Source organism: Mesorhizobium sp. M0663, assembly GCF_040320585.1.
Classification (GTDB): domain Bacteria; phylum Pseudomonadota; class Alphaproteobacteria; order Rhizobiales; family Rhizobiaceae; genus Mesorhizobium.
In genome coordinates, this window is record NZ_JAMYPX010000003.1 from 194,689 (window position 1) to 211,190 (window position 16,502).

The 16,502-nt window shown below is 61.9% G+C and carries 15 protein-coding genes; 12 read left to right on the top strand and 3 right to left on the bottom strand.

Annotation, left to right across the window (positions count from 1 at the left end):
• Positions 1 to 209 precede the first annotated feature (209 nt).
• From NKI54_RS07360 to NKI54_RS07380, 5 genes are all read left to right on the top strand, one after another.
• Positions 210 to 1,379: an acyl-CoA dehydrogenase family protein gene (locus tag NKI54_RS07360; RefSeq protein WP_352570360.1), complete on the top strand. Its 1,170-nt coding sequence runs from the start codon at positions 210 to 212 to the stop codon at positions 1,377 to 1,379.
• A 31-nt stretch (positions 1,380 to 1,410) separates the two neighbouring features.
• Positions 1,411 to 2,619 carry an acetyl-CoA C-acetyltransferase gene (locus tag NKI54_RS07365; protein WP_352570361.1) on the top strand — a complete coding sequence of 403 codons (1,209 nt, stop codon included), beginning with the start codon at positions 1,411 to 1,413 and terminating at the stop codon, positions 2,617 to 2,619.
• A gap of 12 nt (positions 2,620 to 2,631) precedes the next feature.
• Complete coding sequence (locus tag NKI54_RS07370; protein WP_352570362.1) at positions 2,632 to 4,851, top strand: 3-hydroxyacyl-CoA dehydrogenase NAD-binding domain-containing protein; 2,220 nt, start codon at positions 2,632 to 2,634, stop codon at positions 4,849 to 4,851.
• Between the two features lie 82 nt (positions 4,852 to 4,933).
• The gene (locus tag NKI54_RS07375) at positions 4,934 to 5,578 is read left to right on the top strand and encodes a S24 family peptidase (RefSeq protein WP_352570363.1); all 645 of its coding nucleotides are present in this window, start codon (positions 4,934 to 4,936) and stop codon (positions 5,576 to 5,578) included.
• An 11-nt stretch (positions 5,579 to 5,589) separates the two neighbouring features.
• Positions 5,590 to 6,429 carry a thermonuclease family protein gene (locus NKI54_RS07380; RefSeq protein ID WP_352570364.1) on the top strand — a complete coding sequence of 280 codons (840 nt, stop codon included), beginning with the start codon at positions 5,590 to 5,592 and terminating at the stop codon, positions 6,427 to 6,429.
• On the opposite strand, the gene NKI54_RS07385 is transcribed toward NKI54_RS07380, so the two are convergent.
• Positions 6,392 to 8,047, bottom strand: a complete 1,656-nt coding sequence (locus NKI54_RS07385; RefSeq protein WP_352570365.1) for a lysine--tRNA ligase — start codon at positions 8,045 to 8,047, stop codon at positions 6,392 to 6,394. The genes NKI54_RS07380 and NKI54_RS07385 overlap by 38 nt on opposite strands.
• 245 nt (positions 8,048 to 8,292) lie before the next feature.
• Here NKI54_RS07385 and NKI54_RS07390 point away from each other — a divergent pair, with 245 nt between their 5' ends.
• Positions 8,293 to 8,703: a tellurite resistance TerB family protein gene (locus NKI54_RS07390; RefSeq protein ID WP_023677339.1), complete on the top strand. Its 411-nt coding sequence runs from the start codon at positions 8,293 to 8,295 to the stop codon at positions 8,701 to 8,703.
• 14 nt (positions 8,704 to 8,717) lie between these two features.
• On the opposite strand, the gene NKI54_RS07395 is transcribed toward NKI54_RS07390, so the two are convergent.
• Entirely contained in the window at positions 8,718 to 9,569 is an 852-nt protein-coding gene (locus tag NKI54_RS07395; protein WP_352691046.1) for an ABC transporter substrate-binding protein, read from the bottom strand.
• A gap of 269 nt (positions 9,570 to 9,838) precedes the next feature.
• Here NKI54_RS07395 and NKI54_RS07400 point away from each other — a divergent pair, with 269 nt between their 5' ends.
• From NKI54_RS07400 to NKI54_RS07410, 3 genes are all read left to right on the top strand, one after another.
• Complete coding sequence (locus NKI54_RS07400; protein WP_023677341.1) at positions 9,839 to 10,570, top strand: helix-turn-helix transcriptional regulator; 732 nt, start codon at positions 9,839 to 9,841, stop codon at positions 10,568 to 10,570.
• 97 nt (positions 10,571 to 10,667) lie between these two features.
• Entirely contained in the window at positions 10,668 to 11,306 is a 639-nt protein-coding gene (locus NKI54_RS07405; RefSeq protein ID WP_023677342.1) for an acyl-homoserine-lactone synthase, read from the top strand.
• Positions 11,307 to 11,321: 15 nt separating this feature from the next.
• Complete coding sequence (locus NKI54_RS07410) at positions 11,322 to 12,071, top strand: enoyl-CoA hydratase-related protein (protein WP_023677343.1); 750 nt, start codon at positions 11,322 to 11,324, stop codon at positions 12,069 to 12,071.
• A gap of 24 nt (positions 12,072 to 12,095) precedes the next feature.
• On the opposite strand, the gene ppk2 is transcribed toward NKI54_RS07410, so the two are convergent.
• The gene (gene ppk2 / locus NKI54_RS07415; protein WP_023677344.1) at positions 12,096 to 12,998 is read right to left on the bottom strand and encodes a polyphosphate kinase 2; all 903 of its coding nucleotides are present in this window, start codon (positions 12,996 to 12,998) and stop codon (positions 12,096 to 12,098) included.
• 197 nt (positions 12,999 to 13,195) lie between these two features.
• Between ppk2 and NKI54_RS07420 the strand changes: the two genes are divergently transcribed.
• The 3 genes from NKI54_RS07420 to NKI54_RS07430 all read left to right on the top strand — a co-directional run bounded on the left by NKI54_RS07420 (position 13,196) and on the right by NKI54_RS07430 (position 16,425).
• Positions 13,196 to 14,458 (top strand): sensor histidine kinase, encoded by a 1,263-nt coding sequence (locus tag NKI54_RS07420; RefSeq protein ID WP_352589135.1) that lies wholly within the window; start codon positions 13,196 to 13,198, stop codon positions 14,456 to 14,458.
• Positions 14,459 to 14,575: 117 nt separating this feature from the next.
• Positions 14,576 to 15,301, top strand: a complete 726-nt coding sequence (gene phoU / locus NKI54_RS07425; RefSeq protein WP_352589138.1) for a phosphate signaling complex protein PhoU — start codon at positions 14,576 to 14,578, stop codon at positions 15,299 to 15,301.
• Positions 15,302 to 15,417: 116 nt separating this feature from the next.
• Positions 15,418 to 16,425 (top strand): magnesium and cobalt transport protein CorA, encoded by a 1,008-nt coding sequence (locus tag NKI54_RS07430; RefSeq protein WP_352621868.1) that lies wholly within the window; start codon positions 15,418 to 15,420, stop codon positions 16,423 to 16,425.
• The last annotated feature ends 77 nt before the right edge of the window (positions 16,426 to 16,502 follow it).

Below are 16,502 nucleotides of genomic sequence, written 5' to 3' on the forward strand. Positions count from 1 at the left end.
GGGTGGCCCGAAGGGCCGGGAGGGGTCCTGCGTGCAGTGCGCCGACCTCCATTCTGGTGCATGCCTTGGAGGAAAATGATCGCAATGCCGTGGCATATGGCGCAGGTTGTAAAAGACAAGGTCGAGCACGTCATCGGCGACCCCACCCGGCCGCTTCGCGGCTACCCTCCCCTCGAGGGGGAGGAGAACGTTGGCGCGAGGGAGAAACCATGACCCACCCCGCCGAAATCCTCGGCCTTCCCAAGCCCGCCTGGGCGGCGGACGAGGTCGGCATGCTTTACGACATGGCGCACCGCTTCATGTCGGAAGAGATCGCGCCGCGTTACGACGAATTCGAGAAGAACGAAATGGTCGACCGCGAGAGCTGGCTGAAGGCGGGTGCTGCCGGCCTGCTCTGCGCCTCGATGCCGGAGGAATATGGCGGATCGGGCGGCACCTTCGCGCATGAGAGCGCCATCATCGAGGCGATCGGCCATGTCGGCGTCGACGGGTTCGGCATTGGCCTGCACAATTCGATCGTTGCCCCCTACATCCTCCACTACGGCTCGGAGGAGCAGAAGAAGAAGTGGCTGCCGAGGCTGGCGACCGGCGAGCTGATCGGCGCCATCGCCATGACCGAGCCCGGTGCGGGCTCCGACCTTCAGAGCGTCAAGACGCGCGCCGAAAAGGACGGCAACCAGTACAAGCTCAACGGCTCGAAGACCTTTATCACCAACGGCCAGCTCGCCAATTTCATCATCGTCGTTGCCAAGACCGATCCTGAGAAGGGCGCCAAGGGCATCTCGCTGATCGTCGTCGAGACTGACGAGGTGGAAGGTTTCGAGCGCGGCCGCAACCTCGACAAGATCGGCCTCAAGGCCAACGACACGTCGGAACTGTTCTTCAACGACGTGCGTGTGCCGACCTCGAACCTGCTCGGCAACGAGGAAGGCCAGGGCTTCGTCCAGTTGATGCAGCAATTACCGCAGGAGCGGCTGCAGATCGGCACCACTGCTATCGCCATGGTCGAGCGGGCGCTGGCGCTTACCATCGACTACGTCAAGGAGCGCAAGGCCTTCGGCAAGGCCATCATCGAATTCCAGAACACCCAGTTCAAACTTGCCGAATTGAAGACCGAGGCGACCATCGGCCGCGTCTTCTATAATGACTGCGTTGCCCGCCACATTAACGGCGGCCTCGACCCGGTGACCGCGTCTATGGCCAAATACTGGCTGTCGGACCTGCAAGGAAAAGTAGTCGACGAATGCCTTCAATTGCATGGCGGCTATGGCTACATGAATGAATATCCGATTGCGCGCATGTTCCGCGACGCCCGCGTCCAGCGCATCTACGGCGGCACCAACGAGATCATGAAATTGCTGATCGGGCGCTCGCTCTGAGCGAGTTTCAGCAAACCCAAGGAGCAGGAAAATGGCCGAAGCTTATGTCTATGATGCCGTGCGCACGCCGCGCGGCAGGGGCAAGAAGGATGGCTCGCTGCACGAAGTGCCGGCGGTGCGGCTCGGCGCCAAGGTGCTCGAGGCCATCCGCGATCGCAACGGGCTGGACACCGGCACCGTCGACGACATCATCTTCGGTTGTGTCGATCCGGTTGGCGAGGCGGGTGCGGTCATTCCACGTGCCGCCGCTTTCGAGGCCGGCTACGACACCAAGGCGCCTGGCATGCAGATATCGCGCTTCTGCGCCTCGGGCCTCGACGCCATCAATTTCGGCGCCGCCAAGATCGCGCAGGGCGCCGACGAGATCGTCATTGCCGGTGGCGTCGAATCGATGTCGCGCGTCGGCATGGGCGCCTCCGGCGGCGCCTGGTTCATGGACCCATCGGTCGGCCTGCCCGGCTGGTTCGTGCCGCAAGGAATCTCGGCCGACCTGATCGCCACCAAATACGGCTTTTCGCGCGACGACGTCGATGCCTACGCAGTCGAAAGCCAGAAGCGTGCCGCCAAGGCGTGGGGCGAGGGCCGCTTCAAGAATTCGGTGATCTCGGTCAAGGACCAGAACGGCCTGACCATTCTCGACCATGACGAACATATGCGGCCCTCGACCGACATGCAGTCGCTGGCCGCGCTCAACCCGTCCTTCGTCATGCCCGGCGAAATGGGCGGCTTCGACGCCGTCGCCGTGCAGAAGCATCCCGAGGTGGAACAGGTCAACCACGTCCACCATGCCGGCAATTCCTCCGGCATCGTCGATGGCGCGGCGGCCGTGCTGCTCGGCTCGAAAAAGGCGGGAAAGACGCTCGGCCTCAAGCCGCGCGCACGCATCCGTGCGTTCGCCAATATCGGCTCCGAACCGGTGCTGATGCTGACCGGCCCCGTCGACGTCACCGAGAAGCTGTTGAAGCGGGCGAAGATGAGGCTGTCGGACATCGACCTGTTCGAGCTCAACGAGGCCTTCGCTTCGGTGGTGCTGCGCTACATGCAGGCTTTCGACATTCCGCATGACCGGATCAACGTCAATGGTGGGGCCATCGCCATGGGCCATCCGCTCGGCGCCACCGGTGCGATGATCTTCGGTACGGTGCTGGACGAATTGGAACGCCGCGACCTCAACACCGCGCTGGTGACGCTTTGCATCGGCGCCGGCATGGGCACTGCAACGATCATCGAACGCGTCTGACGGAGAGAGATGATGAGCTACACCAATTTCACCCTCGACATCGACGCCGACGGCATTGCGCTGGTCACCTGGGACATGCCGGACCGTTCGATGAACGTCTTCACCGAGGAGGTGATGCTCGAACTGAATACCATCGTCGACAAAGTGGCGAGCGATGCAGCGATAAAGGGCGCGGTGATCACCTCCGGCAAGGATACGTTCTCGGGCGGCGCCGACATCACCATGCTGCAGAAGATGCTGGCGACCTTCGCCGCCGACAAGGCGAAGGACCCGGAGAAGGAGACCAAGGCGCTGTTCGACAATGCGGGCACCATGAACGGCCTGTTCCGTAAGCTGGAAACTTCGGGAAAGCCATGGGTTTCGGCGATCAACGGCACATGCATGGGTGGCGCGTTCGAATTGTCGCTCGCCTGCCATGGCCGTGTCGCGGCCGATTCAGACAAAGTGAGGATGGCGCTTCCCGAAGTGAAGATCGGCATTTTTCCGGGGGCCGGCGGCACCCAGCGCGTGCCACGGCTGACCGACCAGCAGCAGGCGCTGCAAATGCTGACGTCCGGCCAGACGCTGTCGCCTCAGAAGGCCAAGTCGATGGGCCTGATCCATGAGATTGCCGAGCCGGACAAGCTGGTCGAAACCGCCAAGGCGATGATCAGGAACGGCTTGAAACCGGTGGCGCCATGGGATGAAAAGGGCTTCAAGCTGCCCGGCGCCCCGATCTATTCGGTGGCCGGTGCCAATCTGTGGCCGCCGGCCATCGCCATTCTGCGCCGAGAAACCTATGGCAATTATCCCGCCGCTGCCGCCATCCTGAAATGCGTCTATGAGGGCCTGTTGGTGCCGTTCGACACCGCCTTGCGGATCGAGCAACGCTATTTCACCGAGATCATGCAGACCAGGGAAGCGGCAGCGATGATCCGTTCGCTGTTCGTGTCGCTGCAGGAACTGAACAAGGGCGCGCGCCGCCCGGCCGGTGTGCCGGAAACGAAGTTCAAGAAGATCGGCGTACTCGGCGCCGGCTTCATGGGCGCCGGTATAGCCTATGTGACGGCCAAGGCCGGCATTCCGGTGGTGCTGCTCGACCGCGACATGGAGTCCGCCGCCAAGGGCAAGGCGCATTCCGACAACCTGATCTCGGATCAGGTAAAGAAGGGCCGTGCCAAGCCGCAGGACAAGTATCAGTTGCTGTCGCTAATCACGCCGACGGCCGACTATGCGGATCTCGCCGGCTGCGATCTTGTGGTCGAGGCGGTATTCGAGGATTCGGCCGTAAAGAAGGGTGCCACCGAACAGGCCGAGGCTGTGCTCAAGCCGTCGGCGATCTTCGCCTCGAATACGTCGACCATACCGATTACATCGCTGGCCAGGAATTCGGCGCGGCCGAAGAATTTCATCGGCATCCATTTCTTCTCGCCGGTCGACAAGATGATGCTGATCGAGATCATCCTCGGCAAGAAGACCGGCGACAAGGCGTTGGCAACCGCGATCGACTTTGTCCGTGCCATCAAGAAAACGCCGATTGTCGTCAACGATACGCGCGGCTTCTATGTTAATCGCTGCGTGCTGCGCTACATGTCGGAGGCCTACAAGATGCTGATCGAAGGTGTTCCGGCGCCAATGATCGAGAACGCGGCCAAGGCCGCCGGCATGCCGGTCGGTCCTTTGGCGTTGACCGACGAGACGGCGATCGACCTTGCCCAGAAGATCATGAAGCAGACCATGCGCGACCTCGGCGACAAGGCGGTCGATCCGAAGCAGATGGCGCTGATCAACACGATGGTCGACACGCATAGTCGCTTGGGCCGCAAGAACGGCAAGGGCTTCTATGACTATCCGGCAAAACCGGCCAAGAAGAAGCTGTGGCCAGGCCTCAGGGATCTCTACCCGCAGCTGGCGCCGGAGCAGGTCGATTATGAGGAACTGAAGCAGCGGCTGTTGGTCACCATCGCGCTTGAGGCGGTACGGGTGATGGAAGAGGGCATCGTTACCGACCCACGCGAGGCCGATGTCGGCTCGATCCTGGCCTTCGGCTTCGCGCCCTATACAGGCGGTGCACTGTCCTACATCGACGGCATCGGCGCGAAGAAATTCGTCAAACTCGCCAAGCGCCTGCAGAAGAAATACGGCACCGAGTTCAAGGCGCCGAAGCTGCTGCTTGATATGGCCGAGAAGGGCGAGACCTTCTACGAGCGCTTCGATCCCTATACCAGAGACGAGGCCAAGGAGGCAGCCTGACCCCGTCTTCGGCGGTGGACAAGATGGCGGCCAAGGGATAGAACAGGGAAGGTATTTTTTCCTGTTTCGAAGGAAGAGCAAGGTGCTCTCGCACGACCGCGTTTGGGCCGCCATCGACGCTCTTGCCGAGCGTTATTCGCTTTCGGCCTCTGGACTGGCCAGGCGCGCTGGCCTCGACTCGACCGCCTTCAACAAATCGAAGCGGCTGTCCTCAGATGGACGGCCGCGCTGGCCGTCGACCGAATCGCTGGCCAAGATCATCGAGGCAACCGGCGCCTCGCTGGATGAATTTGCGGGGCTGGTCGAGGGTCGGAGTCATTCCGGCGCACTACCCGTGCAGAGATCGTCGGTGCCGCTGCTCGGCTTCGCCCAGGCGGGCGCCGGTGGCTTCTTCGACGACGCCGGGTTTCCAGCGGGGCAGGGATGGGACCTGATCGAGCTTCCGGCACGGGCAACCGAAACCTCCTATGCCTTGAAGGTCCAGGGCGATTCCATGCTGCCGCTCTATCGCAATGGCGATGTCCTGATCGTCGAGCCAGGGGCTACCATACGAAAGGGTGATCGCGTCGTCGTCAAGACCAATGCCGGCGAGGTGATGGCCAAGGTGCTCGACGGCCAGACACCGAGGTCAATCGCGCTGGTCTCCCTCAATCCCGATCACCCGGACCGCGACATCCCCATGCGCGATGTCGAATGGGTGGCGCGGATTGTCTGGGCAAGCCAGTAGGCGCGGGGCCGGTGCGTCTGCCTCACCTTGCCTTGGCTGTTCTGGCGATCCCGGCGATGGCCACGGCAATTGTCGCCGCCGGCCGCGCCGTCCAGAGCGAAAGCGGCGGCCCCTGGGAGCAAATCCAGGTCGGCGTTGAACCGCAGCCCGCCGCGCCGGCTACGTCGGCCATCCCGAAGCCAGTGCCGGCCAAGCAGGCGGCGCATTCGAGGGCAATCGATCCAGAAATCGTGGTGCCGCCGCAGCTCGGTTCCAACGAGCTTGAACGGATAGAGCCGCGCGCCCCGTTGAGCGATCTGGCATTGGCCGGACCGCCCAAGCCGCCAAAAACGAAAATGCCCGACGACTGGAAAGGCACGAAACTATTCCAGCCAGTCGCGTCGGCCGCCGGGGTCATCGAAGTAAAGGGCTATTCGATTGCGGTTTCCGGTATCGACATCGTCAAGCAGGAGGAGACTTGCACCGACGGCGGCGAGTCCTGGAATTGCGGCATTCGGGCGCGAACGGCCTTCCGCGCCTTTCTCCGCAGTCGTGCGGTGGTCTGTGCCGTGCCGCCCGAAGGCGGTCGTGATCTGATCGCCGCCGAGTGCCGGATCGGCAATCAGGATATCGGCCAATGGCTGGTCGAAAATGGCTGGGCGCGCGCCGCCAAGGGCGGCCCTTACGCAGAAGCCGGCGAGAAGGCGCGTGCAGCAAAAAAAGGCGTCTTCGGGCCGCCGCCTAGCGTTTCAGGCCTGCCGCCGCTCCCGGCTGCTGCGTCGCGATCCGCGCCTGTAGCGCCTAGCTCGATCCTGGAGGAGCAAGACGGCGTCCTCATGCCGCCAGCTGACCAGCCAGCGCCCGCTGAATGAGCTCGCGCGTTTCGGCGATGCCGTAGAGCGCGGCGAAGGAGCCGAAGCGCGGCCCGCGTTCCTGACCTATCAGCACCTGATAGATCATCTGGAAGAAGGCGACGGAGACACCGGGTCCGCCCTCCGGGCTCTGCTTGGAATGATCCTGGTAGCGCTCGATCTTGCGCGCAACATTGAGGGCAGCGTTCTGGATTGCCTCGCTGTCGGCATCAGCCGGCAGCGCGGCGAGCGCTTCCGAAAGCTTGGTCAGCGCCTCGCGCTCGACCGCGTCGGCAGCACGGTACACTTTCGCCGGCTTCACGAAATCGTCGAAATAGCGGATGGCATATTCGGCCAGCCGGTCGAGCTCGGGATGGGTTGTCGGCGTCACACCCGGCGCGTGGCGCGAAATGAAACCCCACAGCACGTCCCTGTTCTGCGCATTCGAGGCGCTGACCAGGTTGAGCAGCAGCGAGAACGGAACCGGCAGGTCGACTGCCGGGGGATTGCCGTCATGCATGTGCCAGACCGGATTGCCCAGCCGCTCCTTCCAGTCCTGCCTCTGATAGGCAGAGAGGAACGTGTAATATTCGTCTACCGCCCTCGGGATGACGTCGAAATAAAGCTTCTTCGCGGTTCGCGGGCGCTGGAACATATAAAGGCTAAGGCTCTCGGTCGGCGCGTAAGTCAGCCACTCGTCGATGGTCAGCCCATTGCCCTTCGACTTCGAGATCTTCTGGCCGTTCTCATCGAGGAACAGCTCATAATTGAAGCCCTCCGGTGCCGGAGCATCGAGCGCGCGGCAAATCTGCCCGGCGAGCTTGACGGAATCGATCAGATCCTTGCCGGACATCTCGTAATCGACGCCGAGTGCTGCCCAGCGCATCGCCCAATCTGGCTTCCATTGCAGCTTGGCATGACCGCCGGTCACCGGCGTCTCGAAGCGCTCGCCGGTGTCCGGGTCGCGCCACACGATGGTGCCGGCGTCGAGCTTGCGCTCGTCGATCGCGACTTGCATGACGATGCCGGTCTTGGGATGGATCGGCAGGAAGGGCGAATAGCTCAGCGCCCGCTCCTCGCGCAGCGACGGCAGCATAATTGCCATCACCTTATCGAAGCGCTCGAGCATCTTGAGCAGCGTCGCGTCGAAGCGGCCGGAAGTATAATAGTCGGTCGAGGAAGCGAATTCGTAATCGAAGCCGAAACGGTCGAGGAAAGCGCGCAGCCGTGCGTTATTGGCGGCGCCGAAGGACGGATACTCATTGGAGAACGGGTCCGGTATCCTGGTCAGCGGCTTGCCGAGATAGGCGCGCAGCATGTCCTTGTTAGGCACATTGTCCGGCACCTTGCGCAATCCGTCCATGTCGTCGGAGAAGCACAGCAGCCGCGTCTTGACCTTGTCTTCAGTCAGCACGCGGAAGGCGTGGCGCACCATAGATGTGCGCGCCACCTCGCCGAACGTGCCGATGTGCGGCAGGCCGGACGGGCCGTAGCCGGTCTCGAACAGCACCGTTTCCGGGTAGCCGCTGCTCGCGTAGCGGGCGACGATCTTTTTCGCTTCCTCGAATGGCCACGCCTTGCTTTCGGCGGCGGCGGCGAGGACTTCCGGGCTGAGATCGATCGGCTGTTGTTCGGCCATGATGCTATTCCTGCAACTTTGCCAGCATCCATGCCGGCAGCCGCATGCTCTAGACCATGATCCCGAAAAGTGGAACCCGGTTTTCGGGCAGCATCGTGATCAGGCAAGAAGATTAAGAGCCCCGTCCCGATAGTCAGGATGGATCAAGTTCCAAGGCGTGATCGGAGCGCCAACGATCGCGGCTGTTTTTCCTTGCGGCGCCGGTCCCTCGTTCCTAACTTCGGGACCATCTCAAGGAGTTGTAAATGCCATTGTCGCCACACGAAGCCATGATCTACCTTATGGTCATCACCTCGGCGTCAGACCGCGACATGACCGACGTCGAACTGGCGCGGATCGGCGACGTCGTTCGATCCTGGCCGGTGTTTGAGGATTTCAACCAGGAGCGGCTGGTCGAGGTCGCCCAGGCCTGCCAGAAAATGCTGCATGAAAAGGATGGGCTGGAGGGCGTCCTGGCGCGCGTCGCCGAGGCGCTGCCCGAACGCCTGCGTGACACCGCCTATGCCGCCGCCTTCGAGGTCGCAGCTGTCGATCTCGAAATGCGCCTGGAGGAGGTGCGCGTCCTGCAGCTCGTCCGCCGGGAACTCGACCTCGATGCGCTGACGGTCGCCGCCATTGCGCGAGCCGCCAAGGCCCGCCTTCGCACGCTGACCTGAGCCGGCGGCCAAGCTCAGAAAAAACTGACGGGAAAATAGCGCAGATAGAACTCGGCGAACGTGCCTTTCACCGAAATTTCCTGCAGCGCGTAGTCGAAAGCGGCGGCCAGTGCCGGATCGTCGGCCCTGGTGGCGATTGCCATGCCTGAGCCGAGATATTCGGGCGCCAGATAGGGGCCGCCGGCAAAGCGGCAGCAGCCCGCTGCATCCGAACCGCCGAGCCAGAAGGCGAAACGCATGCCGTCGCCGAAGGCGGCGTCGATCTTGCCGGCTTTCAGCTCGCCATAAAGCTCCTCCGGCTTTGCGAACGGGACGATTTGGACGTCGCCGAAATAATCGCGCAGCATCCGCTCGTGCGCGGAGCCGGCGATCACGCCGACACGCTTGTTGCGCAGCTTGTCGAACATTGGTTCGGTCAGCGCCTGTGTCTTCAGCATGATGAAGCGTGCCGGAAATTGCAGGTAGGAGCGTGAAAATGCGTATTTCGACCGCGACTCCGGCGTCGCGGCGATGCCGGCAATGATCGCTTCGCCCTCGCCTTTCCCGAGCGCACCTTCGAGCTCGGCCCAGGGCAGCGCCTGGATCTGGCATTTTTCGGCAATGCCGAGCTCGGCGCAGATGGCGCGCGCCAGGTCGACATGGAAGCCCGACAGCCGGCCTGCCCCATCGAGGAAATTGAACGGCGGGAAATCCGTGCTGGTCAGGAATCGCAGCCGCGGCAGCATCGAAAGGTCCGGCTTTGGCAGTCGCTCCTTGGCGTCCCAGAACACCGGCACCTGCGGCTCCGCGGCGAGCGCAGCAGCCGCAAGCGATTGCGCTCCGATCAATATCGAGATCAATGAAATGGATATGCGCCGAAACGCCACGCGACGACTCCGTCCGGTCTTGCCCCGGCTTTCGTACGAAATAACAGGTTTTTGTACGAAAAAAACACAGGTACGACGGTTTTTGGTTTCATCATTGCAATTTAGGGATATTGTTTAGTGAGTTTGCAAGTGACTGCGTGATGCCGGCTGAAGAGGAGCAGTAGGACGCACAGGGGAGGCAGCTTTGCAGTCCGGGGTTGATGGCGTGGTGCGGGTTGATCACTGCCATTGGCGTCAAGAGCGGAAGGCAACATGGGGTAGATGTTGCGATGGGTCATTTCGATCGTACGCTGGAGTTGATAGATCAGTTGCAGCACGCCGGCACAGCCGCCGCCGTCTGCGAAAAGCTGCTGGGGGTAACAAGCGGGTTCGGGCTGACGGCGCTGATGGCCGGGACGGTTCCGCAACCTGGCACTCCGAGAAACCAGCAAAAGGACCATGTGCTGCTCTGCGACTGGCCGGCTGAATGGCTTGAGCGCTACGTCGCGCGCAACTACGTCGATCACGACCCCGTCGTCAGCCACATGAAGCAGCTTCAAGCGCCATTCCAGTGGCGGGAAGCATCTCAGGGCATCCGCATCGGCAAGAGCGGCGGCGAGGTGATGGGCGATGCCGGCGAATTCAAGCTGCGCGACGGGTTGGCCTTCCCGCTAATCACGCTCGATGGCCAGATCGTCATGGTGTCGCTAGGCGGCGAGGCTGTCGAATTGTCGAGTGCCGAGTTCGGGTTGGTGTCGCTGGTCTCGACTTATGCGATTGGCCGCGCAATGCAGCTCCACACTATGGCGGGCAAAACCATCGATCATGTCGAATTAACGCCGCGTGAGCGCGAATGCCTGCAATGGGCTGCTGTTGGCAAGTCCGAATGGGAGATTTCACAAATTCTCGGCATTTCGGAACACACGTCAGAGAAACACCTTCTTAACGCCAAAAGCAAACTCGGTGCCGTCAACCGGGTCCAGGCCGTCGCGGAAGCGATAAGGCGCGGCTATATTAACTAGGTCGGCCGCGCCGGCCTAGAAATTCTTGCTTGCGTGATCGCGTAATTTTTTTGGGAAAGCACGGCCGTATCTTCCTATTGAAACTAGGAGACGGCAAATGCTTTTTTCCCTCACGACCCAGGAATTGATGGAACGGCCCGACCTCTGGGAGGCAGTTCATCGTTTGCGTTACAGAGTTTTCGTCGAAGAGATGGGATGGACCGATCTGCAGCGCCCTGATGGCCTCGAGATCGATCAATTCGACCACGACGAGGCAGTGCACCAGATCGTCATCCGCAATGGCGAGCTCGCCGGTTATCAGCGGATGCTGCCGACGACCCGGGCACATCTTCTAACCGATGTGCTGGCGGACCTTTATGAGGGAACCCCACCGTCGGGCCCGAATGTCTATGAACTGACCCGCTATGCGGTTGCGCCGGGATTCCGCGACGGTCGGCGCGGCGTGTCGACGGTCGGCACCGAGCTGATCGCCGGCTTCGTCGAGTGGGGCCTGAAGCGCAACGTCAACCAGGTGATCATCGAATTCGAGCCGATGTGGGTGCTTCGCGCGCTGCAGCTGCATTTCCTGGCAACGCCGCTCGGTTACCAGCGTACCTATGGCAACCAGCAGGTGGTTGCCACACTGCTCACCTTCAACGAGCACACGCTCGACGTGGTGCGTTCGCGCCGCAACCATTTTGCGCCGGTGCTGGCCAGAGGGTACCCGGACATGCTCGGACAGAGACGCGCCTCGTGAGATTGGAGAGAGGCCATGAACGTTCACTCAAAAGCAGAATTCCGCAATCACACGCTGATCGTCACGGTATCGTCGGGTGACGGCCGCCCGGTGCTGGACAGGCGGGCCTATGAAAGCCTGGCCAGGACATTCCATGAAGCCGCTGTCGACGACGACGTCCGCGTCGTGGTCCTGCGCGGCTTGGCCGGGTGCTTCTGCCTCGGAGCCGATTTCTCCGAATTTCTCGATGCCACCAAACATCGGCGACTGATCGCCGCCGTCACCGATATGTTCCGCACGCTGGCGACGTTCCCGAAACCGGTCCTTGCCTGTGTCGACGGCGACGCCGTCGGCGTCGGTTGCACCATCCTGTTCCACTGCGACATGGTGATCGCCTCGAGCAAGAGCACGTTTCGGGTGCCGTTCGTCGATTTCGGCCTGGTGCCGGACGCGGCGACCAGCATTCTGGCGCCGCAGAAGCTCGGCTATGCCGGGGCGTTCCGCTTCTTCTGCCTGGGCGACACGCTCGCCGCCGAAGATGCCAGGGCACTGGGCCTTGTCGGCGAGATCGTGACGGACGGCAGCGTCGAGGAAGCCACGTTGGCAAGAGCCAGGCAACTCGCCAAGAAGCCTGTCGCGGCGCTGCTACAGACGCGCGACCTGCTTAGGGGCGACACCGGCGCGCTCTGCGACCGCATCGACCAGGAGATCTCGCTTTTCCAGCAGGCGCTGCAGGACGACACCACGCTGAAGCGACTGCAGCGGATTGCCCGGCTGGCGGCATGAGAGCCGCGTATCGATGAGGTGAGCTTATTTTTCGAGGAAAGTCGGCCCTTCGCCGATGATCTTCTTGTCCTCCTTGCCGATGACGTCGAGGTCGCGGCCGTCATAGGGAAGCGAAAGGAGAATGCGCTGCATGACGGCCAGCCGCGCGCGCCGTTTGTCGTTCGCCCGCACAATGATCCAGGGCGCGAACTCCTTGTGCGTGCGCTCGACCATCAGGTCGCGCGCTTTGGTGTATTCGTCCCATTTGGTGATGCCGGCGATGTCGATTGGCGAAAACTTCCAGCTCTTCAGCGGGCTCCAGCGGCGGTCGTGGAATCGCTCGAGCTGCGTTTCCCGGCCGATGTTCAGCCAGAATTTGAAGAAATGTATGCCCTCGTTGCGGATCATCCGCTCGAAATGCGGAACCTCGTCCAGAAATTGCTCGTGCTGCTCGGGCGTGCAGAATCCCATCACCGGTTCAACGCCGGCGCGGTTATACCAGGAGCGGTCGAAGGTGACGAATTCGCCCGACGTCGGGAAGTGGTCGACGTAGCGCTGGAAGTACCATTGTCCAAGCTCGGTGGGCGTTGGCTTGGTCAGCGCCACGTTGCGCGCCGTGCGAGGGTTCAGATACTGGCGCAAAACGAAGATCGTGCCGCCCTTACCGGCAGCGTCGCGCCCCTCGAACAGCGACATTACCCGCTTGCCCGTCGACTGCAGCCACGCCTGCGCCTTGACCAGCTCGATCTGCAGCTTCTCTAGCCTCTCGTCATACTCCTCGCTCTTCATCTTCTTGTCGTAAGGGTAACCGCCGGCGGTGAGCTTGCGGTCCTCGACCCAGTCGGGAAGCGCGGGGGCCTCGATGTCGAACGCCCTCTCCTTGCCGTCGATCATGATCTTCAGCGGCCCCGATGAGGGTGCGGCGGGGCTTTCCTTAGCGTTTTTCATCGAGGCGAACCTTTCCAGCTTCCGGACTCGTGCTATTGGGAGCCTTACTGCATCGGCCCGAAAATCGGAATCGATTTTCGGAAAGAACGATGCAGCAGATAAAGTGGTAGAGCGTCCTTTGTGCGTCCAATTGGACGCACTGCGCTCTAGCGCCGGTCCAGCAAGAAGTTCTTGAAGTGGCCGCAGACGGAGCGCAAATGGCCGACATCGGCACAGAGCGGAGAGGCAGGGCGCAAGCCGTCGCCATGCGGCTGTGGAACAGCCGCTGGCTGCTGGCGGCCGGCCTCGTTGCGGTTCTGATGGTCTATGGTTTTGCCGGCATGTCTGGCTATGTGGTGCTGCTGGCTGGCGCCGTGCTGGTTGCCGCTGCGATGCTGCCGGCCGGCATCGCCCGCCAATCGACCGAAAATGCCGCGGCCATCGAGTCGAGCGTGCAACAACTTTCCGGCGAATATCTCGCGGCGGCGGTTGCCGATCCGCTGATCATTTTCGATCGCTCCGCCGCCATCGTCCACGCCAACGCCGCTGCCTTTGCCGCCTTCGGCGGGATTGCCCCCGGCATGTCGCTGTCGCTGAAATTCCGCGCGCCGGAAATGCAGGGCTTGCTGGATAGTATCTTGGCGGGCAACGTCGCTTCGGACAGCGTCGACTACATAGAAAAGCTGCCGGTCGAACGAGCCTATCGGGTGAGCGCGTCTTCAGTCGGCCATGCCACGGATCTCTACGTACTGGTGTTCAAGGACCAGAGTGAGGCGCGCCGGATCGACAGAATGCGTGCCGACTTCATTGCCAATGCCAGCCACGAGCTGCGCACGCCTCTCGCCTCGATCGCCGGCTTCATCGAGACGCTGCGCGGGCCGGCCCGCAACGACCCCGCGGCGCGCGAGCAGTTCCTGCAGATCATGCAGAACCAGACCAGCCGCATGGCGCGCCTCATCGACGACCTTCTGTCGCTGTCGCGCCTGGAGATGAAGCCCTATCTCAAGCCGGGAACCGAGGTCGACCTGCGCCAGGCCATCGACAGCGTCATCGATTCGCTTGGGCCGCTCGCAAAGGAAAACGGCGTCGTCATCGAGCGTGATTTCGCGGAAGGGCCGCTCGACGTGCCCGGCGATCGGGACGAGCTTTTCCAGGTCTTCGAAAACCTGCTGGAAAACGCCTGCAAATATGGTCAGTCGGGCGGACGCGTCGTGGTGTCGATCATACGCAGCGACAGCGATCCCGAACCGGGCATCGACGTCACCATCAGGGACTTCGGCCCCGGCATCCCCGAAGAGCACATCCCGCGCATCACCGAGCGCTTCTACCGCGTCGACGTCGAGAACAGCCGAACCCAGAAGGGCACCGGCCTTGGCCTGTCCATCGTCAAGCATATCCTGACCCGCCACAACGCCAGACTCTCCATCAGGTCGGAGGTCGGCAAGGGTGCGGCGTTCACGGTCCATTTGCCGGCTCGCTAACGTAGTACTATCTCTAGCACATAATGGGCCGTTTCTTTTTTCTGTCATCCGGCTAGCGTATCAGCGGGGATTCGAGGGAACGACTCAACCACGAGATCCCGGGAAGGCATTTCGTCCATGCAGTCCGTGCATATCGTCAGCGCCTATGACGAGGAGCTGAAATATCTGTCGAAGCGCATCGCGGCGATGGGCGGGCATGCCGAGCGCATGGTCGAGCAGGCGGTCGCGGCGCTGGTCAATGCGGATCCGGGGCTTGCCCAGAAAGTCATTCGGGACGACCTGGTTCTAGATGAGGGACAGCGCGAGATCGACGACAAGGCGATCATCATCATCGCTAAACGCCAGCCGATGGCGACGGATCTGCGCGAGATCGTCGGCGCGATCCGCATCTCGGCTGACCTCGAACGGATAGGCGACCTCGGCAAGAACGTCGCCAAGCGGGTGGTTGCCGTCGCAGACGGGCGCCAGCCGAACAGCCTGTTCCGCGGCCTCGAGGCTTTGGCCAATCTGGCACTGACCCAGCTCAAGGAAGTACTCGACGTCTATGCGTCGCGGTCGGTGGAGAAAATCGGTTTCGTGCGCGACCGCGACGACCAGATCGACGCCATGTACACCTCTCTGTTTCGCGAATTGCTGACCTACATGATGGAAGACCCACGCAACATCACGCCCTGCACACATCTCCTGTTTTGCGCCAAGAACATCGAGCGCATCGGCGACCACGCTACCAACATCGCCGAGACGATCTACTATATCGTCACCGGCGATCAGATGCCGGCCGATCGTCCGAAGGGCGACAAGACGGACAAGATTATTCTTCCCGCAACCCAACCAGCGAAGTGAGTTCTCTCAGCACTGATGCGAATTTCGGATTCGCCACCTGACAGAAAATTGCGCTAAGCTTTCGACGCGCCGACTTCTCAGTTCCGCGATGAAGGCCCCGCCTTCAGGAGGCTGCGATGGAATACGTCCGCGAGTTTGCTCCTGCGCCGCCGATGTCGGGTATAATCGCTTGCGGCGTCTATACGGCTGGGCGGCGCATCGCCGACATTCCGATCGAGGAAGCCGGCGAATGGGCCGGGAAGCCGGGTCACGTGGTCTGGATCGGACTGCTGGAGCCCGACCGCAATTTGCTGCTGCGCGTCCAGGCGCAATTCCATCTGCATGAGCTGGCGATCGAGGACGCCGAGCATCCGCACCAGCGACCGAAGATCGAGCAATATGGTGATGCCCTGTTCATAGTTGCCCGCACGGCGCAGCTGATCGAGAGCCGCGTCACCTTCGGCGAGACGCATCTGTTCGTCGGCGCGGGCTACATTGTCAGCGTCAGGCATGGCCCGTCGACCTCCTACGCCGCCGTTCGGCAGCATTGGGAAAGCTGCCCGCATTCCCTTGCCAAGGGCGAGGATTTCGTCCTCTACGCCATTCTCGATTTCATCGTCGACAACTATATGCCGGTGCTTGAGCAGATCGAAAACGAGGTCGAGGCGATCGAGGACAAGGTTCTGCTGAAACCGATGACCGGCTCCGATATCGAACGGCTTTATATGCTGCGCCGCGATCTCTTGCGCCTGCGTAATGCGGCCCTGCCGCTGGTGGAGGTCTGCCGGCGGCTCACCAGCGCCGATCTGCCGCAAATCCACACAGCCATGCACCCGCTGTTTCGCGACGTCACCGACCACATCCGCACTGTCCAGGAAAAGATCGACAGCCTGCGTGAGGTTCTCGCCTTCGCCTTCGAGGCGAGCCTTCTGGTCGGTCAAAGCCAGGAGACGGCGATCTCCAAGAAGCTTGCCTCATGGGCCGCAATCTTGGCCGTGCCGACGGCATTCGCCGGCATTTACGGCATGAATTTCAGCGACATGCCGGAACTGAGGATGGAATATGGTTACCCGGCCGTCCTGGCGGCAATTGCCCTGATCTGCACGTTTCTTTACTGGCGGTTTCGCAAGAATGGGTGGCTATGAAGTGGGTGAATGGTGAATAGGGCTAGACAAGAGCCTTGCTTTCTTACTCCAAGCTCAGCCCGCCACCATTCACCATT